General features: G+C 70.8%; 17 protein-coding genes. 7 read left to right on the plus strand and 10 right to left on the minus strand.

The window, feature by feature from the left end; genetic code table 11:
- Nucleotides 1-11: 11 nt before the first annotated feature.
- On the minus strand, nt 12-734 hold the full coding sequence (locus BGK67_RS26555) for an MgtC/SapB family protein (protein ID WP_244291313.1): 723 nt from the start codon (nt 732-734) through the stop codon (nt 12-14).
- 28 nt (nt 735-762) lie between these two features.
- Complete coding sequence (mgtA, locus tag BGK67_RS26560; RefSeq protein WP_107488859.1) at nt 763-3,483, minus strand: magnesium-translocating P-type ATPase; 2,721 nt, start codon at nt 3,481-3,483, stop codon at nt 763-765.
- Between the two features lie 608 nt (nt 3,484-4,091).
- Between mgtA and BGK67_RS26565 the strand changes: the two genes are divergently transcribed.
- The 6 genes from BGK67_RS26565 (at nt 4,092) to BGK67_RS26590 (ending at nt 12,588) form a co-directional block, all read left to right on the plus strand.
- Nucleotides 4,092-5,306: an ROK family transcriptional regulator gene (locus tag BGK67_RS26565; RefSeq protein ID WP_069922434.1), complete on the plus strand. Its 1,215-nt coding sequence runs from the start codon at nt 4,092-4,094 to the stop codon at nt 5,304-5,306.
- 118 nt (nt 5,307-5,424) lie between these two features.
- Entirely contained in the window at nt 5,425-6,537 is a 1,113-nt protein-coding gene (locus BGK67_RS26570) for a sugar ABC transporter substrate-binding protein (protein ID WP_079154384.1), read from the plus strand.
- A 168-nt stretch (nt 6,538-6,705) separates the two neighbouring features.
- Nucleotides 6,706-7,494 carry an ATP-binding cassette domain-containing protein gene (locus tag BGK67_RS26575; protein WP_069922436.1) on the plus strand — a complete coding sequence of 263 codons (789 nt, stop codon included), beginning with the start codon at nt 6,706-6,708 and terminating at the stop codon, nt 7,492-7,494.
- Nucleotides 7,491-8,807 carry a sugar ABC transporter permease gene (locus BGK67_RS26580; RefSeq protein ID WP_069922437.1) on the plus strand — a complete coding sequence of 439 codons (1,317 nt, stop codon included), beginning with the start codon at nt 7,491-7,493 and terminating at the stop codon, nt 8,805-8,807. The genes BGK67_RS26575 and BGK67_RS26580 overlap by 4 nt, the downstream gene beginning before the upstream one ends.
- Before the next feature lie 251 nt (nt 8,808-9,058).
- The gene (gene dxs / locus BGK67_RS26585) at nt 9,059-10,975 is read left to right on the plus strand and encodes a 1-deoxy-D-xylulose-5-phosphate synthase (RefSeq protein WP_069922438.1); all 1,917 of its coding nucleotides are present in this window, start codon (nt 9,059-9,061) and stop codon (nt 10,973-10,975) included.
- Nucleotides 10,976-11,091: 116 nt separating this feature from the next.
- Nucleotides 11,092-12,588 carry an amino acid permease gene (locus tag BGK67_RS26590; RefSeq protein ID WP_069922439.1) on the plus strand — a complete coding sequence of 499 codons (1,497 nt, stop codon included), beginning with the start codon at nt 11,092-11,094 and terminating at the stop codon, nt 12,586-12,588.
- A gap of 1 nt (nt 12,589) precedes the next feature.
- On the opposite strand, the gene BGK67_RS26595 is transcribed toward BGK67_RS26590, so the two are convergent.
- From BGK67_RS26595 to BGK67_RS26625, 7 genes are all read right to left on the minus strand, one after another.
- Entirely contained in the window at nt 12,590-13,630 is a 1,041-nt protein-coding gene (locus BGK67_RS26595) for an LCP family protein (protein WP_069922440.1), read from the minus strand.
- Between the two features lie 91 nt (nt 13,631-13,721).
- Nucleotides 13,722-15,851 (minus strand): 3-hydroxyacyl-CoA dehydrogenase NAD-binding domain-containing protein, encoded by a 2,130-nt coding sequence (locus tag BGK67_RS26600; RefSeq protein WP_069922441.1) that lies wholly within the window; start codon nt 15,849-15,851, stop codon nt 13,722-13,724.
- Nucleotides 15,848-17,074 (minus strand): thiolase family protein, encoded by a 1,227-nt coding sequence (locus tag BGK67_RS26605; protein ID WP_069922442.1) that lies wholly within the window; start codon nt 17,072-17,074, stop codon nt 15,848-15,850. Before BGK67_RS26605 ends, BGK67_RS26600 begins: the two co-directional genes overlap by 4 nt.
- A 137-nt stretch (nt 17,075-17,211) precedes the next feature.
- Entirely contained in the window at nt 17,212-17,952 is a 741-nt protein-coding gene (locus tag BGK67_RS26610; protein WP_069922443.1) for a ferritin-like domain-containing protein, read from the minus strand.
- 130 nt (nt 17,953-18,082) lie between these two features.
- Nucleotides 18,083-19,366 (minus strand): HRDC domain-containing protein, encoded by a 1,284-nt coding sequence (locus tag BGK67_RS26615; RefSeq protein ID WP_069922444.1) that lies wholly within the window; start codon nt 19,364-19,366, stop codon nt 18,083-18,085.
- A gap of 124 nt (nt 19,367-19,490) precedes the next feature.
- Entirely contained in the window at nt 19,491-20,153 is a 663-nt protein-coding gene (locus BGK67_RS26620; protein ID WP_069922445.1) for a helix-turn-helix transcriptional regulator, read from the minus strand.
- 274 nt (nt 20,154-20,427) lie between these two features.
- Nucleotides 20,428-21,084, minus strand: a complete 657-nt coding sequence (locus tag BGK67_RS26625) for a DUF3000 domain-containing protein (RefSeq protein ID WP_069922446.1) — start codon at nt 21,082-21,084, stop codon at nt 20,428-20,430.
- Between the two features lie 91 nt (nt 21,085-21,175).
- On the opposite strand from BGK67_RS26625, the gene hemE reads away from it, so the two are divergent.
- Nucleotides 21,176-22,240, plus strand: a complete 1,065-nt coding sequence (hemE, locus tag BGK67_RS26630) for a uroporphyrinogen decarboxylase (protein WP_069922447.1) — start codon at nt 21,176-21,178, stop codon at nt 22,238-22,240.
- 61 nt (nt 22,241-22,301) lie between these two features.
- On the opposite strand, the gene BGK67_RS26635 is transcribed toward hemE, so the two are convergent.
- On the minus strand, nt 22,302-23,690 hold the full coding sequence (locus tag BGK67_RS26635; protein ID WP_069922448.1) for an FAD-dependent oxidoreductase: 1,389 nt from the start codon (nt 23,688-23,690) through the stop codon (nt 22,302-22,304).
- Nucleotides 23,691-23,699 lie beyond the last annotated feature (9 nt).

Genomic DNA, 23,699 nt, shown 5'->3' on the forward strand with positions numbered 1-23,699 from the left:
GCCGGGCCGGCTCAGGCCGCCGGATCCGGCACGACCGACCAGCTGACCGCCGAGACCGAGGGGTCGAGCGAGAGGTTGCTGACGGCCTCCTCCAGCGCCTTGCCCTTCTCGCCCTCGGCGGTCAGCAGCGCCGACACGGTCACCCGGCCGGGCACCGGGCCGTCCTGACTGCGGATCTCCCGGAGCTGGTAGCCCGGCCGGGCCAGCGCGTCCACCAGCCGGTGGCGTATGTGGGCCTCCTCCGACTCCAGGCACACCGCCTCGAAGTGGTAGTCGGCGGCCACCTCGGCCCCGCCGCGCGGCTCGCGGTCCAGGCGCCGGCCCAGCGGGCGCAGGACGAGGTTGGCCCCCACCACGCCCGCCGTGCCGCAGATCGCCAGCACGAACAGGCCCACGCCGGCCAGGCAGCCCACGGCCGCCGAACACCACAGGGTGGCGGCCGTGTTCAGGCCCCGGACGCTCAGCCCGTCGCGCATGATCACGCCGGCGCCGAGGAAGCCGATCCCGGAGACGATCTGGGCGGCGACCCGGGAGCCGTCGTAGTCCACCTCCGCGGCCGCGCTGAGGAACCCGTACTGCGAGAGCAGCACGAACAGCGCCGCCCCGCCCGCCACCGGGGCGTTCGTACGCAGCCCCGCGAGGCGGGCCCGCCACTGCCGTTCGAGGCCGATGACGGCTCCGAGTCCGAGCGCGGCGGCCAGGTGCGCGGCCATCCCCCATTCGGTGAGCTGCACCGGCCTCTCCCTTCCGTTTTCCCGGGCCTCAGAGCCAGGTGTTGAACCTGCGGATGTACCAGGTCTTCACGAGCTGCGTGAGCGTGCAGTACGCGAGCAGCACGCCGATCAGCCACGGGAAGTAGCTCGCCGGCAGGGCCACGAAGCCCAGCGGGCCGGCCAGCGGGGAGAACGGCAGGTACAGGCCGGTCAGCACCGCGAGCATCGTCATCACCATCACCGGCCACGAGGCGCGCGACTGGATGAAGGGGATCTTCCGGGTACGGATCATGTGGACGATCAAGGTCTGCGAGAGCAGGCCCTCGACGAACCAGCCGGACTGGAAGAGCGACTGGCTCGCCTCGCTGTCGGCGGCGAAGACGTTCCACATGATCAGGAACATCGAGATGTCGAACAGGGAGCTGACGGGGCCGATGGTGACCATGAAGCGGAAGATGCCCTTGGCGTCCCAGTTGCGGGGCTTGCGCAGGTACTCCTCGTCCATCCGGTCCCACGGCGTCGCCAGCTGGGCGATGTCGTAGACCAGGTTCTGCACCAGCAGCATGATCGCGAGCATCGGCTGGAAGGGGATGAAGGCGCTCGCCACCAGCACCGAGAAGACATTGCCGAAGTTCGACGACGCCGTCATCTTGATGTACTTGATCGTGTTGCCGAAGGTGGTCCGGCCCTGGACCACGCCCTGCTCCAGGACGGTCAGGTCCTTCTCCAGCAGGATGATGTCCGCCGACTCCTTGGCGATGTCGACGGCCGTGTCCACGGAGATGCCGACGTCGGCGTCGCGCAGGGCGGCGGCGTCGTTGATGCCGTCGCCGAGGAAGCCGACGGTGTGCCCGTCCGCCTGCAGGGCCCGCACGATCCGGGCCTTCTGGACCGGATTGGCCTTGGCGAACACGGTCGTACGGGCGGCCAGCGCGCGCAGCGCCGGCTCGTCGAGGGCGTCGATCTCGGAGCCGAGGACCACCTGGCCCACGTCGATGCCGACATCGGCGCAGACCCGGGCGGCCACGAGGTCGTTGTCGCCGGTGACGACCTTGACCGCGATGCCCTTGTCGGCCAGGCCGTGCAGGGCCCGGGCGGCGTCGGCCTTCGGCGGGTCGAGGAAGGCGAGGAAGCCGACCAGCGTCAGACCGTCCTCGTCGGCGACGGTGTAGGTGTCGCGCGGCGCGGCGATCGTGCGGGTGGCGACGGCCAGGACCCGCAGGCCGCCGCGGTTGTCGTCCTCGGCGATGCGGGTGACGTGCCGCCGCAGCCGCTCGGTGAGCTCGACCCTCTCGCCGCGGTCCGCCATGTGCGTGCAGAGGTCCAGGACCTCCTCCACCGCACCCTTGGTGATCATGATGTGCTCGGGGCGGCCGAGGTCGCCCGAGATGCCGTTCCGGTTCAGCACCACGGACATCCGGCGCCGGGCGAAGTCGAAGGGGATCTCGTCGACCATCGAGAACCGTGCGTCGACGACAACCTCCTCGGCCTCGCCCACGCGGTCGATGACCGCCTGGTCCATCAGGTTCTTCAGACCGGTCTGGAAGTGCGAGTTGAGGTAGCCGTACTCCAACACCTCGTCGTCCGCGTCGCCGTGCACGTCCAGGTAGCGGTCCAGGACGATCCGGTCCTCGGTGAGGGTGCCGGTCTTGTCCGTGCAGAGCACGTCCATGGCGCCCAGGTTCTGGATGGCGTTCAGCCGCTTGACGACGACCTTGCGCTGGGACATGGCGACCGCGCCGCGCGCCAGGTTGGCGGAGACCACCATCGGCAGCATCTCGGGGGTCAGGCCCACCGCGACGGCGATACCGAAGAGGAAGGCTTCGTTCCAGTCGCCCTTGGTGAGCCCGTTGACCATGAAGACCACCGGGACCATGACCAGCATGAAGCGGATCAGCAGAAAGCTGACCTTGCGCACGCCGTCGTCGAAGTTGGTCTGCGGGCGCTCCCCGACCAGGGAGCCGGCCATCGAGCCGAAGTAGGTGTCGGCGCCGGTGGCGACGACGACCCCGGTGGCGGTGCCGGAGGTGACCGAGGTGCCCATCAGGCACAGGTTGTCGGCCTCGACCGGGTCCGTCGTCTCCTGCTGGCCGAGGTCCCGCGCTCGCGTGTCGGCCTTGGCGACCGGCAGGGACTCGCCGCAGAGCGCGGCCTGGCCGACCATCAGGTCCTTGGAGGTGATCAGCCGCAGGTCGGCCGGGATCAGGTCGCCGGCGGCCAGCTTGACCACGTCGCCCGGGACGACCTGGTCCATGGGCACTTCGAAGGTGGTGGGCCCGGAGCCGCTGCCGGACCGGCGCTGCACCGCGCAGGTGGTGGTGACGAGCTGCTTGAGCGCGTCGGCGGCGCGGCCCGAGCGGTACTCCTGCCAGAAGCGCAGCAGGCCGCTGATCCCCACCATGACGGAGAGGATGACGACGCCCGGGTCCCCGGGGTCCTGCCAGTACATGACGGCGGCCAGGATGACGAGGACGCCGATGAAGGGGTTCCCGTACGCCTTCGCCAGCTGGACGAACCAGTGCGGCGCACGCTGCTGGGCGACGACGTTGGGGCCGTGCAGCTCCAGGCGCAGAGCCGCCTCGGTGTGGGTGAGGCCGTGGCGCGAGGCGTCCACGGACTGCAGGGCGTGGACGTCGGGGCGTGCGCTCAGCGCGGTCAGGCGCTCGCCGGCGAGGCGGGTACGGGACTCCAGCTCGGCGGCCTTGCGCTCGCGGCGGGTGCGGCCCGGCGGAGCGAGCTTCGCGGGGGTGCGAGGGGTGAGCATGGTCATGACGAATACCTCCCTCCACGGCATCCGGGCAGCACGGAGCCGCACGGTCACGTGGAGTGATCATGGGTCGGCGAGGGGTGCCGCGGACGGGCCACGGGATGCGCCGAGGGCATGGATGACGTATGCCTGACAGAAGAATCAGGACATGCGGAAGGAAAGGGGAAAACGCGAAACGCACGGAGGCGCGGTGGGACACCGCGGCCGTGCGCGCTCAGGGAAAGGCCGGACCGATCAGCGGATCGGTGGATCAGTGGATCGAAAAGACCGGCGGATCAGCCGACGAGAGCGAGAGCGCGGCAAGGACTTCGATCGGGACTCATCCCGAACACCTCCTCGCGTAGCGCTGTCATCACGGGGCGCGGTCCGGCCGGAAAGGCCGCAGAGGACCGGCGCCTCAGCGACCGTAGCACGATCTCCGCGACCGTTCTCTCCCTCTTATGGCCGATGTGGCGGTTTGGTCCCGTGTCAGCCTCTTGACGTCTGGATGCGTAAAGGCTCGACTTAAGGTTCACAAGTTGGAGAGACGCCGGGGTCTCGGAGCGCGTAGCGCCGTTCCCCGGCCGGGGGGCGACGGCTGGCCGTCGCTTATGGGCAGGAGTGGATGAGTCGTGCAGACTCCCGGATCGCAGTCCTCACTGCATCGCGCGAATCTCGAACGGGTGGTGCGGGCGGTGCGGCTCGCGGGTTCGCTGACCCAGGCGGAGATCGCCCGTGCCACCGGACTGTCGGCGGCCACGGTCTCCAACATCGTCCGTGAGCTCAAGGAGGGCGGGACCGTCGAGGTCACCGACACCTCGGCGGGTGGCCGGCGGGCCCGCAGCGTGTCGCTCAGCGGCGACGCGGGCATCGTGATCGGCGTGGACTTCGGCCACACCCACCTGCGGGTGGCCGTCGGCAACCTCGCGCACCAGGTGCTGGCCGAGGAGGCCGAGCCGCTGGACGTGGACGCCTCCTGGGTGGAGGGCTTCGACCGGGCGGAAGCGCTGGTCGGACGCTTGATCGCGGGCATCGGGGTGAGCCTGGACAAGGCCATCGGCGTCGGCCTCGGCGTGCCCGGCCCGATCGACGTGGAGTCCGGGACCCTCGGCTCGACCGCGATCCTGCCCGGCTGGGCCGGGATCAACCCGCGCGAGGAGCTCTCGCGGCGCCTCGGCGTGCCGGTGTACGTGGACAACGACGCGAACCTCGGGGCCCTCGGCGAACTCGTATGGGGGAGCGGGCGCGGAGTGAAGGACCTCGCCTACATCAAGGTGGCCAGCGGTGTCGGCGCGGGGCTGGTGATCAACGGTCAGATCTACCGCGGCCCGGGTGGCACGGCGGGCGAGATCGGGCACATCACCCTCGACGAGTCCGGCCCCGTCTGCCGCTGCGGGAACCGGGGCTGTCTGGAGACCTTCGCGGCGGCCCGCTACGTGCTCCCCCTCCTCCAGGGCAGCCACGGACCGGAGTTGACGATGGAACGGGTGGTCGAGCTGGCCCGCGACGGAGACCCGGGCTGCCGCCGGGTGATCACCGACGTGGGCCGCCACATCGGCAGCGGCGTGGCCAGTCTGTGCAACCTCCTGAACCCCAGCCGGGTGGTCCTCGGCGGCTCGCTCGCGGAAGCCGGTGAACTGGTCCTGGCTCCCATCCGTGAATCAGTGGGGAGGTACGCGATCCCGAGCGCGGCCCGCCAGCTTTCGGTGCTGACGGGCTCCTTGGGCGGGCGGGCCGAGGTGCTGGGCGCACTCGCCCTGGTGCTCAGCGAGATGGGCGATTCGACGCTTTTGTCAGACCATGGAGGGGGAGTGCGAACTCCAGCCGCCATGTCTTCAGTTAGATAACGGATGGCACCGTTGTCATCTCGTTAAGGATTCACTCCTTGACGGCAAACTTGCGGCCGGGGTTGACTCACACCCACCTCGGCCGCAGCGTTGCGGCCTCGTCAGGGAGGTTCAAGTAATGAACACGCGTATGCGCAGAGCCGCGGTAGCCGTAGCCGCCGGTGCCATGGCCGTTTCCCTTGCCGCCTGTGGCAGTGCCAAGGAGGCCGGAGACAAGACCAAGGAGACCGGAGCCGCCGCCGGCGACGCCATCAAGGTCGGCCTCCTGCTCCCGGAGAACCAGACCGCGCGCTACGAGAAGTTCGACAAGCCGCTCATCGAGAAGACGGTCAAGGAACTGACCGGCGGCAAGGGCGAGGTCGTCTACGCCAACGCCAAGCAGGACGCGACCACCCAGAACTCCCAGGTCGACACGATGATCACCAACAAGGTGAACGTCCTCATCGTCGACGCGGTGGACTCCAAGGCCATCGCGGGCTCGGTCAAGAAGGCCAAGGACGCCGGCATCCCGGTCGTCGCCTACGACCGCCTGGCGGAGGGTCCGATCGACGCCTACACCTCCTTCGACAACGAAGAGGTCGGCAAGGTCCAGGGCAAGGCGCTGCTCGAGGCGCTGGGCGACAAGGCCAAGGACGGCCAGATCGTCATGATGAACGGCTCGGTCACCGACCCGAACGCCAAGCTCTTCAAGTCCGGCGCGCACTCCGTCCTCGACGGCAAGGTGACCGTCGGCAAGGAGTACGACACCGTCGAGTGGAAGCCGGAGAACGCCAACACCAACATGGCGGCCGCCCTCTCGGCGCTCGGCAAGGACAAGGTCATCGGCGTCTACTCCGCCAACGACGGCATGGCCGGCGGCATCATCACCGCCCTCAAGGCCGCCGGCGTCAGCCCCCTGCCCCCGGTCACCGGCCAGGACGCCGAACTCGCCGGCGTGCAGCGCATCGTCGCGGGCGAGCAGTTCATGAGCGTCTACAAGCCGTACGCCCCCGAGGCCGAGGCCGCGGCGAAGATGGCCGTCGCCCTCGCCAAGGGCGAGAAGGTCACCGGCGTCACCACCTCCACGGTCGACAGCCCCACCACCAAGGGCGTCCCGTCCGTGCTGATCCCGGTCGTCTCGCTCACCAAGAACAACATCAAGGACACCGTCGTCAAGGACGGCGTCTACACGGTCGACGAGATCTGCACCGACAAGTACGCGGCCGCCTGCGCCACCCTCGGCCTCAAGTAAGGCCCCCGTCGCCCACGAGGCGGCCCCCGCGCCTGCCCGGCGCCCCGCCCCTTCTTCCCCGCCACCCGCGGGGCGCCGGGCAGAACGTTCTCTCCCAGTCTCAAATCCCCCATCCGCCCCGCTCCTGCTCTTTTGCACGACATCCCCGCCGGTCAGGCGGCGAAGGAGATGGTTCATGTGTCCGCTGCGCCCGTGCTGGCGTTGCGAGGGGTCTCGAAGCGGTTCGGCGCCGTTCAGGCCCTGACCGACGTAGAACTCGAGATCCACTCCGGTGAAGTGGTCGCCCTCGTCGGCGACAACGGCGCCGGCAAGTCCACGCTGGTCAAGACGATCGCCGGCGTGCACCCCATCGATGACGGGGTCATCGAGTGGGAGGGCCGCCCGGTCTCCATCGGCAAGCCCCACGACGCCCAGAACCTGGGCATCGCGACGGTCTACCAGGACCTCGCCCTGTGCGACAACATCGATGTCGTCGGCAACCTCTTCCTCGGCCGCGAGCTCAAGCGCCGCGGCGTCCTGGACGAGGTGGAGATGGAGCGCCGTGCCCGCGAGCTCCTGACCACGCTGTCCATCCGGATCCCCAGTGTCCGGATCCCCATCGCCTCGCTCTCCGGCGGTCAGCGCCAGACCGTGGCCATCGCCCGTTCGATGCTCGGCGAGCCCAAGCTCGTGATCCTCGACGAGCCCACCGCCGCCCTCGGCGTCGAGCAGACCGCACAGGTTCTCGACCTGGTCGAGCGGCTGCGCGAGCGCGGCCACGCTGTCATCCTCATCAGCCACAACATGGCCGATGTGAAGGCCGTCGCCGACAAGGTGGCGGTTCTGCGGCTGGGCCGCAACAACGGCGTCTTCACCGTCGCCGACACCTCGCAGGAAGAGATCATCTCCGCCATCACGGGAGCCACGGACAACGCCGTGACCCGCCGGGCGGCCCGCACCGGGGAGGCTCGCAAGTGAGCACCGACAACCCAGCCGCCGACCCGCTCGACAAGGCGGCGGCGAACCCCGCGGAGCACGAGGTCGTCAACCCGGCCGCGGCCGCGGACGCGATTCCGGCCGTGGACCCCCGCCTGCTCGTCCGCGAGCAGGGCCTGTCCGGGTACCTCAGCGAGTTCGGGCGCAAGATGAAGGCCGGCGACCTGGGCTCCATCCCGGTCGTCCTCGGTCTGATCATCATCTGGTCCATCTTCCAGGGCCTGAACTCCAACTTCCTCTCCCCGGAGAACCTCTCCAACATCGCCATCACGATGGTCGCCACCGGCATGATGGCCGTCGGCATCATCTTCGTGCTGCTGCTCGGCGAGATCGACCTCTCGGTCGGCTCGGTCAGCGGTGTCTCGGGCGCGATCGTCGCCGTCCTCGCCGTCACCAACGGCGTGAACGAATGGCTGGCCATCCTCGCGGCGGTCGCGGGCGGCGCCCTGATCGGCTCCATCCACGGCTTCTTCTTCGCCAAGATCGGCGCCCCGGCCTTCGCGGTCACCCTGTCGGGCCTGCTCTTCTGGTCCGGCGCCATGCTGCAGATCCTCGGCAGCAACGGCACGATCAACCTCGACTCCGAGGGCGTGGTCGGGCAGCTGACCACGTACTTCTTCTCGGACGTGGCGGTGGGCTACGGCCTGGCGGCGGTCGCGGTGGTCGGGTACTTCCTCGCCACCTTCTTCGACAACCGCCGCCGCGAGGCAGCCGGGGTCCCCTCCCGCCCGCTCGGCGAGATCCTGCTGCGCACCGGCCTGCTCGCGGTGTTCACCTTCGGCCCCGCGATCGTGTTCAACCAGTACAAGGGCCTGCCGCTGGCGGTGGTGCTGTTCGTGCTGGCCCTGGTCGCCACGGACTTCGTCCTGCGCCGCACGACCTTCGGCCGAAACGTTTTCGCACTCGGCGGCAGCGTCGAGGCCTCCCGCCGCGCGGGCATCAACGTCACCGGGATCCGCATCGCGGTCTTCGCCATCGCCGGCACCTTCGCCGCCATCGGCGGGCTGTTCTGGGCCTCCAAGATCGCGGCGGCCAACCAGAGTGCCGGCGCCGGCGACCTGCTGATGAACGTGATCGCGGCGGCCGTCATCGGCGGCACCAGCCTCTTCGGCGGCCGGGGCCGGACCTGGAACGCCCTCCTCGGCGTCATGGTCATCACCTCGATCCAGTACGGTCTGGCCCTGGAGGGAATCGCGACTCCGATCCAGTACATGATCACGGGCGCCGTACTGCTGGCCACCGTGGTCATCGACTCGGTCACCCGCAAGACCCAGAAGACGGCCGGACGGGCCTGACGCCTGCCCGACAGCCCGGGTCGCCGGTAAGACCCGTCACAGTGCCCGGTGCCACTTCGCGTGGCACCGGGCATCCGTGCGTACGCGGTCGGGCACGCCTGTGCGGGTATACGCCCGTTTGTGATGTGTGGTCCCGGGGCGGTGCGTACATGTATGACAAAGGCATGACCCTCCCGGGACGGGCCGATGACCGCGCCCGCCGACGGAACATTAGACTCGACAGACCAGCAAGCAACTGCAAGGAGGCACGGGTGCTGCTGACCCGCATCAAGGGACCGCGCGATCTGGACCGGCTCAGCCAGGAGGAGCTCGAACAGCTCGCCGCCGAGATCAGGTCCTTCCTCGTCGACGCCGTCTCCAAGACCGGCGGGCACCTCGGCCCCAACCTCGGGGTGGTCGAACTGACGATCGCCCTGCACCGGGTCTTCGACTCGCCCAAGGACAAGGTCCTCTTCGACACCGGCCACCAGGCCTACGTCCACAAGCTGCTCACCGGCCGCCAGGACTTCGCCGGCCTGCGCACCAAGGGCGGCCTGTCCGGCTATCCCTCGCGCGCCGAGTCCGAGCACGACGTGATCGAGAACTCGCACGCCTCCACCGTGCTGGGCTGGGCCGACGGCATCGCCAAGGCCAACGAGGTGCTCGGCCGCGAGGACCACCACGTCGCCGCCGTCATCGGCGACGGCGCGCTGACCGGTGGCATGGCCTGGGAGGCGCTGAACAACATCGCCGCCGCCAAGGACCGCCCCCTGGTCATCGTCGTCAACGACAACGAGCGCTCCTACGGCCCCACCATCGGCGGCCTCGCGAACCACCTGGCGACCCTGCGCACCACGGACGGCTACGAGCGCTTCCTGGCCCGCGGCAAGGACCTCCTGGAGCGCACACCGGTCGTCGGCAGGCCGCTCTACGAGACCCTGCACGGGGCCAAGAAGGGCCTCAAGGACTTCATCGCCCCGCAGGGCATGTTCGAGGACCTGGGGCTGAAGTACATCGGCCCCATCGACGGCCACGACATCGAGGCCCTCGAGTCGGCCCTGCAGCGCGCCAAGCGCTTCAGCGGCCCGGTCATCGTGCACTGCCTCACCCAGAAGGGGCGCGGCTACGAGCCGGCCGTCCAGGACGAGGCGGACCGCTTCCACGCGGTCGGCGTGATCCACCCGGACACCGGCCTGCCGGTCTCCACCGACGCCGCCAGCTGGACCTCGGTCTTCGCCGACGAGATGGTCAAGCTCGGCAAGGAGCGCAAGGACATCGTCGCGATCACCGCGGCCATGCTCCAGCCCGTGGGCCTGAAGAAGTTCGCGGACGCCTACCCCGACCGGATCTTCGACGTCGGCATCGCCGAGCAGCACGGCGCCACCTCGGCGGCGGGCCTGGCCACCGGCGGCGCCCACCCGGTCTTCGCCGTGTACGCGACCTTCCTCAACCGCGCCTTCGACCAGGTCCTGATGGACGTCGCCCTGCACAAGTGCGGGGTCACCTTCGTCCTGGACCGCGCCGGCGTCACCGGCACCGACGGCGCCTCCCACAACGGCATGTGGGACATGTCCATCCTGCAGGTCGTCCCCGGCCTGCGCCTGGCCGCCCCGCGCGACGCGGAGCAGCTGCGCGCCCAGCTCAACGAGGCCGTCCAGGTCAAGGACGCGCCGACCGTGGTGCGCTTCTCCAAGGGCGTCGTCGGCCCGGCCGTCCCGGCCGTCGGCCGCATCGGCGGCATGGACGTGCTGCGCGCCCCGGCCCCGGAGGTCACCCGGCCGGACGTACTGCTCGTCTCCGTCGGCGCGCTCGCCCCGATGTGCCTGGAGATCGCCGACCTCCTCGACAGGCAGGGCATCTCCGCCACCGTCGTCGACCCCCGCTGGGTCAAGCCGGTGGACGAGGCGCTGGCCCCGCTCGCCGACCGCCACCGCGTGGTCGTCACCGTCGAGGACAACAGCCGGGCCGGCGGCGTCGGCTCCGCCGTCGCCCAGGCCCTGCGGGACGCGGGCGTCGACGTGCCGCTGCGCGATTTCGGCATCCCGCAGCGCTTCCTCGACCACGCCTCCCGCAAGGAGGTCATGGCCGAAATCGGGCTGACGGCCCCGGACATCGCCCGGCAGGTCACCGGCCTGGTGGCCAAGCTGGACGGGCGCTACGACAGCGAGCCGGCCGCCACCGTCGACTAGGCGGTTACCGGCCACCGGATCGACGCGCGGTTGCACGCCACGGGCCGGGAGATCACCCTTGAAGCGGTGGGCCTCCCGGCCCGTTCGCGTGCGTCACCTTGTTCGGAGGTGCGTTGGTGAGTACGGATTTGAACAGTCCTTTCCGCACCAAGTCGGTCGAGCAGTCCATCCGGGACACGGAAGAGCCGGAACACGCGCTCAAGAAGTCGCTCTCGGCCTGGGACCTGACCGTCTTCGGCGTCGGCGTCATCATCGGCACCGGCATCTTCGTCCTCACCGGCAAGGTCGCCAAGGAGACCGCCGGCCCCGCCACCGCCCTGGCCTTCGTCGCCGCGGGCGTGGTGTGCGCGCTGGCCGCTCTCTGCTACGCCGAGTTCGCCTCGACCGTCCCCGTCGCCGGTTCGGCGTACACGTTCTCGTACGCCTCGATCGGCGAGCTGCCGGCCTGGATCATCGGCTGGGACCTCGTACTGGAATTCGCCCTCGGTACCGCCGTCGTCGCCGTCGGCTGGTCCGGGTACGTCCGCTCCCTCATGGACAACGCGAACATCCATCTACCGGTCGCGCTGCAGGGGCCGGACATCCCGGGCGGCACCTTCGACCTGCTGGCCTTCATCCTGGTGCTGGTGCTGACCGCGATCCTGGTGGTCGGGGTGAAGCTGTCCGCGCGGATCACGGCCATCGTCGTCGGGATCAAGGTCACCGTGGTGCTCATCGTGATCATCGCGGGCCTGTTCTTCATCAAGGGCAGCAACTACGAGCCCTTCATCCCGCCGGCCGTGAAGCAGGAGGGCGGCGCGGGGCTCGACGCCCCACTGGTCCAGCTGATCTTCGGCTACGAGCCCACCAACTTCGGCGTCATGGGCATCTTCACCGCGGCCTCGGTGGTGTTCTTCGCCTTCATCGGCTTCGACGTGGTCGCCACGGCCGCCGAGGAGACCAAGCTGCCGCAGCGGGACATGCCGCGCGGCATCCTCGGCTCGCTGCTGATCTGCACCGTGCTGTACGTGGCGGTCTCCCTCGTGGTGACCGGCATGCAGCACTACAGCGAACTGTCGGTGAGCGCACCCCTGGCGGACGCCTTCAAGGCCGCCGGGCATCCGGTGTACGGAGGCATCATCAGCTTCGGCGCCGCGGTGGGCCTCACCACGGTCTGCATGATCCTGCTGCTGGGCCAGACCCGCGTGTTCTTCGCGATGAGCCGTGACGGCCTGCTGCCGCGGTTCTTCTCGGTGACCCACCCCAAGTACCGCACCCCGTACCGGCCGACGATCCTGCTCGGTGTGATCATCGCGATCGTCGCCGGGTTCACCAGCATCAACGAGCTGGCGACACTGGTGAACATCGGCACGCTCTTCGCCTTCGTGGTCGTGGCGCTCGGCGTGATCATCCTGCGCCGCACCCGCCCCGACCTGCACCGGTCCTTCCGCACCCCGTGGGTGCCGCTGGTGCCGATCCTGTCGATCGCCGCGTCGGTCTGGCTGATGCTCAACCTGCCGGCCGAGACCTGGGTGCGCTTCGGCATCTGGATGGCGATCGGCATCGTCGTCTACTACGCGTACGGACGCCGCCACAGCCGTCTGGGCCAGGTCGGCCCCGACGCGAAGTACTAGCTCAGCCCTTCGCCGGGGAGTCCTTCGCGGAGGCCGGGATCTTCTGGTCCTTGCGGAGGGCTTCCCACAGCTGGGTCGCCTGCGGCTCGGCCACGACCACGCGGTTGGGGTCCACCTTGTCGTAGGCGACCGGCAGCATGATGGTCTCCATCGTCTCCGGGTCCACGCCCTTCATGCTCTGCGCGAAGTCGGAGAGCGCGGTGAGCGAGGCGAGGTCGGAGTCGGTGGTCAGCGACTTGGTCGCGGCGTCGGCGAGCTTGTACAGGCGGGCCGGGTTGCCGAAGGCGTCCTGCTTCTTTATCTCGGACAGCATCGCCATCATGAACTTCTGCTGGAGCCCGATGCGCCCGAGGTCGCTGCCGTCCCCGTAGCCGTAGCGGGTACGGACGAACTTCAGCGAGTCCGTGCCGTCGAGCCGGTGCGTGCCCGCGTCCAGCTTCAGGCCGCCCTTGGCCCCGGTCATCGGCTTGTCGAGGGTGACGGTGACCCCGCCCAGCGCGTCGACCAGCCCCTTGAAGCCGGCGAAGTCCACCTCGACGAAGTGGTCCACGCGGACCCCGGAGAGCTGCTCCACGGTGTTGACCACGCAGGCCGGACCGGCCAGCGAGTAGACGGAGTTGAACATGACCCGCTTCGCCGAGGGCACGGTCTTGCCGCCCTCGGCCTTGCACTCGGGCCGGGTGACCAGGGTGTCGCGGGGGATGCTCACCGCGGTGGCCCTGGCCCGGCCCTCGGGTATGTGCACCAGCATCGCGGTGTCGGAGCGGGCGCCGCCGACGTCGCCGTGGTCAAGGTCGCCGTTGGCGCCGGCCCGCGAGTCGGAGCCGATCACCAGGATGTTCTGCGCGTTCGCGGCCACCTTGGGCGGCCGGTTGTCGCCGATCGCCTGATCCAGGTCGACGCTGGAGATGTTGCCGTCGAGGTGGCTGTACGCCCACCAGCCGGCCCCGGCCGCGCCCAGGACCAGCACGGCGACCAGCAGCAGGGTGATCCGCAGAATGCGGCGTCGGCGGCGCCTGGGCCGCGCGTGCGTGTCCGTCATGGGGGTGAATCTTAGACAGATATTCGAACGGCCGAAGCCCGCCCCCCGCAGGGGGCGGGCCACGCCGTGCGCCACCGGTCGGCGACCCGGACTAGGCCGGGACGCTCGCCACGCCGGGGGCGAGGAACTTCTTGCCGTTCACGCGCTCCGAGACGCCTTCACGGTCCAGGTACGGCGTGATGCCGCCCAGGTGGAAGGGCCAGCCGGCGCCCGTGATGAGGCAGAGGTCGATGTCCTGGGCTTCGGCCACGACACCCTCCTCCAGCATCAGGCCGATCTCCTGCGCCACCGCGTCCAGGACGCGGTCGCGGACCTGCTCCTCCGTCAGGACCACGTCGCCCTGGACGAGAAGGGCGGCGACCTCGGGGTCCAGCTCCGGCTTGCCGGAATCGTAGACGTAGAAGCCGCGCTTGCCGGCCTTGACGACCGCCGCCAGGTTCGGGGAGACGGTGAAGCGCTCCGGGAAGGCGCGGTTCAGGGTCTCGGACACGTGCAGGCCGATGGCCGGGCCGACGAGCTCCAGCAGCACCAGCGGGGACATCGGCAGGCCGAGCGGCTCGATGGCCTTCTCGGCGGTGGCCACCGGGGTGCCCTCGTCGATGACGTTCTGGATCTCGCCCATGAAGCGGGTCAGGATGCGGTTCACGACGAACGCCGGGGCGTCCTTGGTGAGGACCGCGGTCTTCTTCAGCTTCTTGGCGACCCCGAAGGCCGTGGCCAGCGAGGCCTCGTCCGTCTGCTCACCGCGGACGATCTCCAGCAGGGGGAGGATCGCGACCGGGTTGAAGAAGTGGAAGCCGACCACGCGCTCCGGGTTCTGGAGCTTGGAGGCCATCTCCGAGACCGACAGCGAGGAGGTGTTGGTGGCGAGGATCGCGTGCGCCGGGGCGACCGCCTCGACCTCCGCGAACACCTTCTGCTTGACGGACATCTCCTCGAACACGGCCTCGATGATGAAGTCCGCGTCCGCGAAGCCCTCGGCCTTGTCCAGGACACCGGTCACCAGGGCGGTCAGGCGGTTGGCCTTGTCCTGGTTGATGCGGCCCTTGCCGAGCAGCTTCTGGATCTCGGCGTGGACGTAGCCCACACCCTTGTCCACCCGCTCCTGGTCGATGTCGGTGAGGACCACCGGCACCTCCAGGCGGCGCAGGAAGAGCAGCGCCAGCTGCGAGGCCATCAGGCCCGCGCCGACGACGCCGACCTTGGTGACCGGACGGGCCAGGGACTTGTCCGGGGCGCCGGCCGGGCGCTTGCCGCGCTTCTGGACCAGGTTGAAGGCGTAGATGCCCGAGCGCAGCTCGCCGCCCATGATGAGGTCGGCCAGGGCCTTGTCCTCGGCGTCGAAGCCGGCCTGGAGGTCGCCGTCCTTGGCCGCGGCGATGATGTCCAGCGCGCGGTAGGCGGCCGGGGCGGCGCCGTGCACCTTGGAGTCCGCGATGAAGCGGCCCTTGGCGACGGCCGCGTCCCAGGCCTCGCCGCGGTCGATCTCGGCGCGGACGACCTGCGTGTCGCCCTTCAGGACCTTCGCGGTCCACAGGAGGGACTGCTCCAGGAAGTCGGCGCCCTCGAAGATCGCGTCGGCGATGCCGAGCTCGAAGACCTGCTTGCCCTTGAGCTGACGGTTCTGGTTCAGCGAGTTCTCGATGATGACCGAGACCGCGCGCTCCGCGCCGATCAGGTTCGGGAGGATGGCGCAGCCGCCCCAGCCCGGGACCAGGCCGAGGAAGACCTCGGGGAGCGAGAAGGCCGGGATGGCCTTCGAGACGGTGCGGTAGGTGCAGTGCAGGCCGACCTCGACACCGCCGCCCATCGCCGCGCCGTTGTAGTAGGCGAAGGTCGGGACCGCCAGCGCCGACAGGCGCTTGAAGACGTCGTGGCCGCCCTTGCCGATGGCGAGCGCCTCGTCGTGCTGCTTCAGCAGCTCGACGCCCTTGAGGTCGGCGCCGACCGCGAAGATGAACGGTTTGCCGGTGATGCCCGCGCCGACGATGGAGCCGGCGGCGGCCTCCTGCTCGACCTGGTCGATCGCCGCGTTCAGGTTGGCGAGGGACTGCGGGCCGAAGGTGGTCGGCTTGGTGTGGTCGAAGCCGTTGTCCAGCGTGATGAGCGCGAAGCGCCCGGCGCCGAACGGCAGGTCCAGGTGGCGGACGTGCGCGGACGTGACGACCTCGTCCGGGAACAGCTCGGCCGCGCCCTTCAGGAGCTCAGCGGTGGTGCTCACTTGGAGTCTCCCTCGGCGTTGAAGTTCGGGTTCTCCCAGATGACCGTGGCGCCCATGCCGAAGCCGACGCACATGGTGGTCAGGCCGTAGCGCACGTGCGGCTGCTCCTCGAACTGGCGGGCCAGCTGCGTCATCAGACGCACGCCGGACGAGGCCAGCGGGTGGCCGAAGGCGATGGCGCCGCCGTACTGGTTCACGCGGGCGTCGTCGTCGGCGATGCCGTAGTGCTCCAGGAAGGCCAGGACCTGGACCGCGAAGGCCTCGTTGATCTCGAACAGGCCGATGTCCTCGATGGACAGGCCGGCCTGCGCGAGGGCCTTCTCGGTGGCCGGGATCGGGCCGTAGCCCATGACCTCGGGCTCGACACCCGCGAAGGAGTACGAGACCAGGCGCATCTTGACCGGGAGGTTGTTCTCGCGGGCGAAGTCCTCGGACGCGATGATCGCGGCGGTGGCGCCGTCGTTGAGACCGGCGGCGTTGCCCGCGGTGACCCGGCCGTGGGTACGGAACGGGGTCTTCAGGTTCGCCAGGTTCTCCAGGGTGGTACCCGGGCGCATCGGCTCGTCGGTGGTGACCAGGCCCCAGCCCGTCTCACCCGCGGCCTCGTTGGTGTTGCGCACCGAGATCGGCACCAGGTCCTGCTGGATCTTGCCGTCGGCGTACGCCTTGGCGGCCTTCTCCTGCGAGCGCACGGCGTACTCGTCGGCGCGGAGCTTGGTGATCGTCGGGTACCGGTCGTGCAGGTTCTCGGCGGTCATGCCCATGAACAGGGCGGACTCGTCGACCAGCTTCTCGGAGACGAAGCGCGGGTTCGGGTCGACGCCCTCGCCCATGGGGTGGCGGCCCATGTGCTCGACACCGCCGGCGAGGGCGACGTCGTACGCACCGAAGGCCACGCCGCCCGCGACGGCGGTCACGGCGGTCAGCGCGCCGGCGCACATGCGGTCGATCGAGTAGCCCGGGACGGACTGGGGGAGGCCCGCGAGGATGCCGGCGGTACGGCCCAGCGTGAGGCCCTGGTCGCCGATCTGCGTGGTCGCGGCGATGGCGACCTCGTCGATCTTCTTGGGGTCCAGGTCCGGGTTGCGGCGCAGCAGCTCCCGGATCGCCTTCACGACGAGGTCGTCGGCGCGGGTCCCGTTGTAGATGCCCTTCGGGCCCGCCTTGCCGAACGGGGTGCGGACGCCGTCGACGAAGACGACGTCCCTGACGGTACGAGGCACGTTGGCTCTCCTCCAGGTGCGGGTGTGCACTGCTGCGCGGGGGCGGCTCGGCACGCATTGCTGAGCGCCCGCTCACCCGGCCCATGCTACTTGCGGGTAACCCATGTGCACACCCCCTCCCCGAGGAGCGGCGAAGGTCACACTGCCGCGGGCACCGTCGCGGGCACCGCCACCGGCCCGTCGGCCATCGCCGAGGCCATCGGGGCGGAGGTGCGGGACACCTCCGCGACGAAGGCGCGCCGGCTCACCCCCACGGTGCGCAGGGCCGGGCCGTGGTCCACGGCGACCAGCAGCCCGGCGCACGACAGCAGCCCGCGCCACCCGGCGGTCACGGCCCGCCGGGCCGGCCGCGGGAGCCGGGACAGGCCCTCGTTCAGGCGCAGGCAGTGGAAGGGCACGTGCCGCCGCTCGTCCGCCAGGATCCGGCCCGCGACCTCCGAGGCAAGCTGATCCCCGGCGCCGTCGCGCAGTGCCCTGTAGTACGCGAGGGCCACCACCTCGGCGATCATCAGCACCAGCAGCTCCACCCGCAACCCGAGCAGCCTGCGCACCCTGACGAAGACCGCGTCGCTCCAATGGCCGTCCAGGGTCCCGGCCCCGCCCGCCTCCAGCAGCAGGGCGAGCATCCGCGCGTGGTTCCGCTCCTCGGCGACGAACAGCCGCGCGGCCTCGGCGTACACCGGATCGCCGGCCCGGTCGGCCTTGCCGAGGAGGGCCGAACCGTCCCCGTCCTCGCCGACCTGGAACTTCTGGATGCTGCGCACCAGCTCGGGCGGCAGCTGCGCCCCGCGCCGCCAGTCGGGGTCCCCCAGTGCGGCCCGGCGCTCCCGCTCGGCCTCGAACTCGTCCACCCATGCCGCGTACCCATTTTTGATCATGTTCAAGAATCTATCCATTGTTGAGCATGTTCAAAAGCCTCCGAGCGTCATGAACGCGTAACGAGAGGCAACGAGAAGACCCCCGGCGCTCGCCGGGGGTCTTCGGGGGTCTGCTCTGGGAAAGGGCGGGTCAGGCGGTCGCGGCCAGGGCCGTGACCAGGGCCGCGGTGACCTGCTCCACCTGCCACGGGCGGGCGCCGTAGCCGGCCAGGGCCTGGGCCACGGCATCCGCTTCGAGTCGCTGCGGGGGCTCCCAGCACAGCCTGCGGACCGTGTCCGGGGTGATCAGGTTCTCCTGGGGCAGGTTCAGCTCCTCCGCCAGGGCCGAGACGGCCGTACGGGCCGCCGACAGCCGGGCCGCGGCCACCGGGTCCTTGTCGGCCCAGGAGCGCGGCGGAGGGGGGCCGGCCGGGGTCGCCCCCGGCTGCGGCAGCTCGCTCTCGGGCAGGGCCTTGGCCCGGTCCACGGCGGCCATCCACTGCTCCAGCTGGCGCCGGCCCATGCGCTGTCCGTAGCCGGGCAGGGCGGACAGGGCCTGCGCGTTGGCCGGCAGGGCCAGGGCGGCCTCGACGATCGCGGCGTCGCCCAGCACCTTGCCGGGGGACACGTCGCGCCGCTGGGCGATCCGGTCGCGCGACTCCCACAGCTCGCGTACGACCGCCATCTGCCGGCGGCGGCGCACCTTGTGCATGCCGGACGTACGGCGCCAGGGGTCCTTGCGCGGCGGCGCGGGCGGTGCGGCGGCGATGGCCGCGAACTCCTGGTGGGCCCATTCCAGCTTGCCCTGCCGGTCCAGCTCCTCCTCCAGTGCGTCCCGCAGGTCGACGAGCAGCTCCACGTCCAGGGCGGCGTAGCGCAGCCACGGCTCGGGGAGCGGGCGGGTCGACCAGTCGACGGCGGAGTGGCCCTTCTCCAGCGCGTAGCCGAGCACGCTCTCGACCATCGCGCCCAGCCCGACCCGGGGGAAGCCGGCGAGGCGGCCGGCCAGCTCCGTGTCGAACAGGGAGGTGGGCACCATGCCTATGTCGCGCAGGCACGGCAGGTCCTGGGTGGCGGCGTGCAGGATCCACTCGGCCTCGGACAGGGCCTCGCCGAGTGCGGAGAGGTCGGGGCAGCCCACCGGGTCGATGAGCGCGGACCCCGCGCCCTCGCGGCGCAGTTGCACCAGATAGGCGCGCTGGCCGTAGCGGTAGCCGGAGGCGCGCTCGGCGTCGACGGCCACGGGGCCGGTGCCCGCGGCGAAGGCCGCGACCACTCGGGCGAGGGCGTCGGCGTCGGCGACGACCGGGGGGATCCCCTCACGGGGCTCCAGCAACGGAATCGGCGGCCCATCGGACGAACTGACGACGTCGTCCGGGGGGCCGCCCCCGGTGGTGGTGCGCAGGTCTGCTGCGGTCTCTTGGGCGTCGGTCACCGGTCAAGGGTATCCGTGGATACGACGCGCCCGTCGCCGGAACGATCCGTCGACGGGCGCGGGAGGGGATGGCGGACGTTTCCGGGGGTTTCCCCGGCATTCGCCCGGGAGCCTCGGAGCGGAGTCAGTGGATGATCCCGGTCCGCAGTGCGACGGCGACCATCCCGGCCCGGTCGCCGGTGCCCAGCTTGCGGGCGATCCGGGCGAGGTGGGACTTGACGGTCAGGGCGGACAGGCCCATCGAGACGCCGATGGCCTTGTTGGACTGGCCCTCCGCGACGAGGCGCAGGACCTCGACCTCGCGGCCGGAGAGCTCGCGGTAGCCGCCCGGGTGGCTCGGGGCACCCGGGGGGCGGCGGTGCATGCGGGCGGCGGCAGCGCCGATGGGGGCGGCGCCGGGCCGGCTGGGGAGCCCGATGTTGGTCCGGGTGCCGGTGACGACGTAGCCCTTCACTCCGCCCGCGAGGGCGTTGCGTACGGCGCCGATGTCGTCGGCGGCGGACAGGGCCAGGCCGTTCGGCCAGCCCGCGGCGCGGGTCTCCGAGAGCAGGGTGAGACCGGAACCGTCGGGCAGGTGTACGTCGGCCACGCAGATGTCGCGCGGGCTGCCGACGCGGGGGCGGGCCTCCGCGATGGACGACGCCTCGATGACGTCACGTACTCCGAGCGCCCACAGATGGCGGGTGACGGTGGAGCGGACGCGCGGGTCGGCCACGACGACCATGGCCGTCGGCTTGTTCGGGCGGTAGGCGACCAGGCTTGCGGGCTGCTCGAGAAGAACGGACACCTAGGCCTCCTGGGGGAGTGGCGGGACGGCCGGCTCGGGGAAGGAAGCCGGTGCGAACCGTGCGGATGGTCACTGACTCCTTCGGCACGTCACCCGCCCGGCTTTAGGGAATGATCACGATTTGGTGAGTAACAATTCGGGCAATTCGGACGCACGATCGATCATAGGGTGATCAGAAGCCCACAACGGACGCCCCGTTCCGATACTCCGTAGCGGGGTTCGACCACCCGTTCTGTGCCGTCCGGGTCAGCCCGTCGGCCGGACGGCCCCCTCCCTAGGGGTGGTGCGGACCGCGCCGCTGTGGCAAGGAGACCACGCCCGTGACGCTGTCGGTCGGCCCCACCGGCGGCAGCCCCGAGATCTGGCACAGCAGCTCGCACCAGGCCGCCAGGTGCGCCGAGGTGTCCGGCACCCCGCCCACGCCCTCGCGCGGCGTCCACGAGGCTCTGATCTCGATCTGCGTCGCCGGGCGCCGCTCCGCGAGGCCGCCGAAGTAGTGCGAGCTCGCCATGGTCACCGTCCCGCTCGCCTCCCCGTACGCCAGCCCGCGCGCCTCCAGCGCCCCGGTCAGCCAGGACCAGCACACCTCCGGGAGGAGCGGGTCCACGGCCATCTCCGGCTCGAGCTCCGCCCGTACGAGCGTCACCAGCCGGAAGGTCCCGTGCCAGGCGTCGTGCCCGGCCGGATCGTGGAGCAGGATGAGCCGGCCGTCGGCGAGGTCCTCCTCGCCGTCCACGACCGCCGCCTCCAGGGCGTAGGCGTACGGCGCAAGTCTCCGCGGCGGCTTGGTGGGGTCGATCTCGATCCCAGGACGCAGCCGCGCTGTCCTCAAGCCGTCGACCGCCCGCCGGAACGGGAGCGGGACGGAACTCTCCTCCGCGCTGTCCATACCGTCAGCGCCATCTGAAAATCGTCCCTGAGCCGCAGCCATGCGGGGAAGACTAGGCGGAACGGGCGCCCGTACGGCGCAAGGACACCCGCACCGAGCCGGGCAACTCTTCATACGTGCGAAGATTCGGGTCGTGAGCGCCAACGACCGCCCCACGGGCCAGCCGAGTCAGACGTACGATTCCGCCTTCCTGAAGGCGTGCCGGCGGGAGCCGGTGCCGCACACCCCGGTGTGGTTCATGCGGCAGGCCGGGCGCTCGCTCCCCGAGTACCGCAAGGTGCGCGAGGGGACCCAGATGCTGGAGTCGTGCATGCGGCCCGACCTGGTCACCGAGATCACGCTGCAGCCGGTGCGCCGCCACAAGGTGGACGCGGCGATCTTCTTCTCCGACATCGTGGTCCCGCTCAAGGCCATCGGCATCGACCTGGACATCAAGCCGGGCGTCGGCCCCGTCGTCGCCCAGCCGATCCGCCGCCGCGAGGACCTCGCACAGCTGCGCGACCTCACCCCTGAGGACGTCTCGTACGTCACCGAGGCGATCGGCATGCTCACGGGTGAACTGGGCACCACGCCGTTGATCGGTTTCGCGGGCGCGCCCTTCACCCTCGCGAGCTACCTCGTCGAGGGCGGCCCCTCGAAGAACCACGAGCACACCAAGGCCCTCATGTACGGGGACCCGGAGCTCTGGGCGGACCTGCTGGACCGCCTCGCGGAGATCACCTCCGCCTTCCTGAAGGTCCAGATCGAGGCCGGCGCCTCCGCGGTCCAGCTCTTCGACTCCTGGGTCGGGGCGCTCGCCCCCGCGGACTACCGCCGCTCGGTGATGCCGGCGTCGGCGAAGGTCCTGGAGTCCGTCGCCTCGTACGGAGTCCCGCGGATCCACTTCGGCGTGGGCACGGGCGAGCTCCTCGGCCTGATGGGCGAGGCCGGCGCGGACGTCGTGGGCGTCGACTACCGGGTCGCGCTCGACGAGGCGGCCCGCAGGGTGGGCCCGGGCAAGGCGCTCCAGGGCAACCTGGACCCGGCCGTGCTCTTCTCCACCCCGGAGGCCGTCGAGGCCAAGGCGGACGAGGTCCTCGCGGCCGCCGCCGGCCTGGAGGGCCACGTCTTCAACCTGGGCCACGGCGTCCTGCCGACCACGGACCCGGACGCCCTGACCCGCCTGGTGGACTACGTCCACACCACGACGGCCCGCTGAAGCCCTCTTCCCGCCTCTGCCGCCACCGGAAAGGTCCACCGGGGACGGGTGCGGCCGGCGCCTAGGAGCCGGCCGCCCGCACCGCTGAGGCCGCCTTGCGGGCCGCCACCAGGATCGGGTCCCAGACGGGGGAGAACGGCGGGGCATAGCCCAGGTCCAGGGAGACCATCTGCTCCACCGTCATGCCCGCCGTGAGGGCGACCGCGGCGATGTCCACCCGCTTCGCCGAGCCCGCCGCGCCCACGATCTGCACGCCCAGCAGCCGGCCCGTGCGCAGCTCCGCCAGCATCTTCACCGTCATCTCCGCCGCGCCCGGGTAGTAGCCCGCCGTGTTGGTGGAGGTGATCGTCGCCGTCACGAACCGCAGGCCCGCCTCCCGCGCGTCCCGCTCGCGCAGGCCCGTCCGCGCGATCTCCAGCTCGCAGACCTTGCTGACCGCCGTGCCCACCACCCCCGGGAAGGTCGCGTAGCCGCCGCCCACGCCCGAGCCGATGACCTGGCCGTGCTTGTTGGCGTGCGTGCCCAGCGGGATGTGCCGCGTGCGGCCCGCGACCAGGTCCAGGACCTCCACGCAGTCGCCGCCCGACCAGATGTCCTCGTGGCCCAGGACCCGCATCGAGAGGTCCGTGAGGATGCCGCCCGAGGACCCGAGCGGCAGCCCGGCGGCGCGGGCCAGCGCCGTACGCGGCTCCACGCCGATGCCGAGCACGACCACGTCCGCCGGGTACTCCTCGCCCGCCGCCGTGGCCACCGCCCGGGCCCCGCCCCCCTCGTCGGTGAGGATCCCGGTCACCTCGGCGCGGGAGACCGTACGGATCCCCATGCCGTTCATCGCGCGGTGCACCAGCGCGCCCATGTCCGGGTCCAGGGTGGCCATCGGCTGTTCGCCCCGGTGCAGGACGGTGACCTCGTAACCCCGCCCGACCAGGGCCTCCGCCATCTCCACCCCGATGTAGCCCGCGCCGACGACGACCGCCCGGCGGCCCTGCGTCCGCTCCAGCGAGTCCATCAGCCGCTGCCCGTCGTCCAGGGTCTGGATGCCGTGCACCCCGTGCGCGCCGATGCCGGGGAGGCGGGGGCGGACCGGCCGGGCGCCGGTCGCGAGGACGAGCTTGTCGTAGCCAGTCCAGGATTCGGATCCGGTGTCCAGGTCGCGGGCGCGGACCCGCGACCCGGGCAGGTCGAGTTCGACGACCTCGGTGCGGGTGCGCAGGTCGATGTCCCGGGCCCGGTGCTCCTCGGGGGTGCGGGCGATCAGGTCGTCCCGCTCGGGGACCAGGCCGCCGACCCAGTACGGGATCCCGCACGCGGAGTACGAGGTGAAGTGCCCGCGCTCGAACGCGACGATCTCCAGCTCCGCCGGGCCCTTGAGCCGCCGGGCCTGTGACGCGGCGGACATGCCCGCCGCGTCACCGCCGACCACCACCACGCGTTCCCTTGCCGCCGCCATCGTCCGCAC

Origin of the sequence: Streptomyces subrutilus, from assembly GCF_001746425.1 — a bacterium.
Taxonomy (GTDB): domain Bacteria; phylum Actinomycetota; class Actinomycetes; order Streptomycetales; family Streptomycetaceae; genus Streptomyces; species Streptomyces subrutilus_A.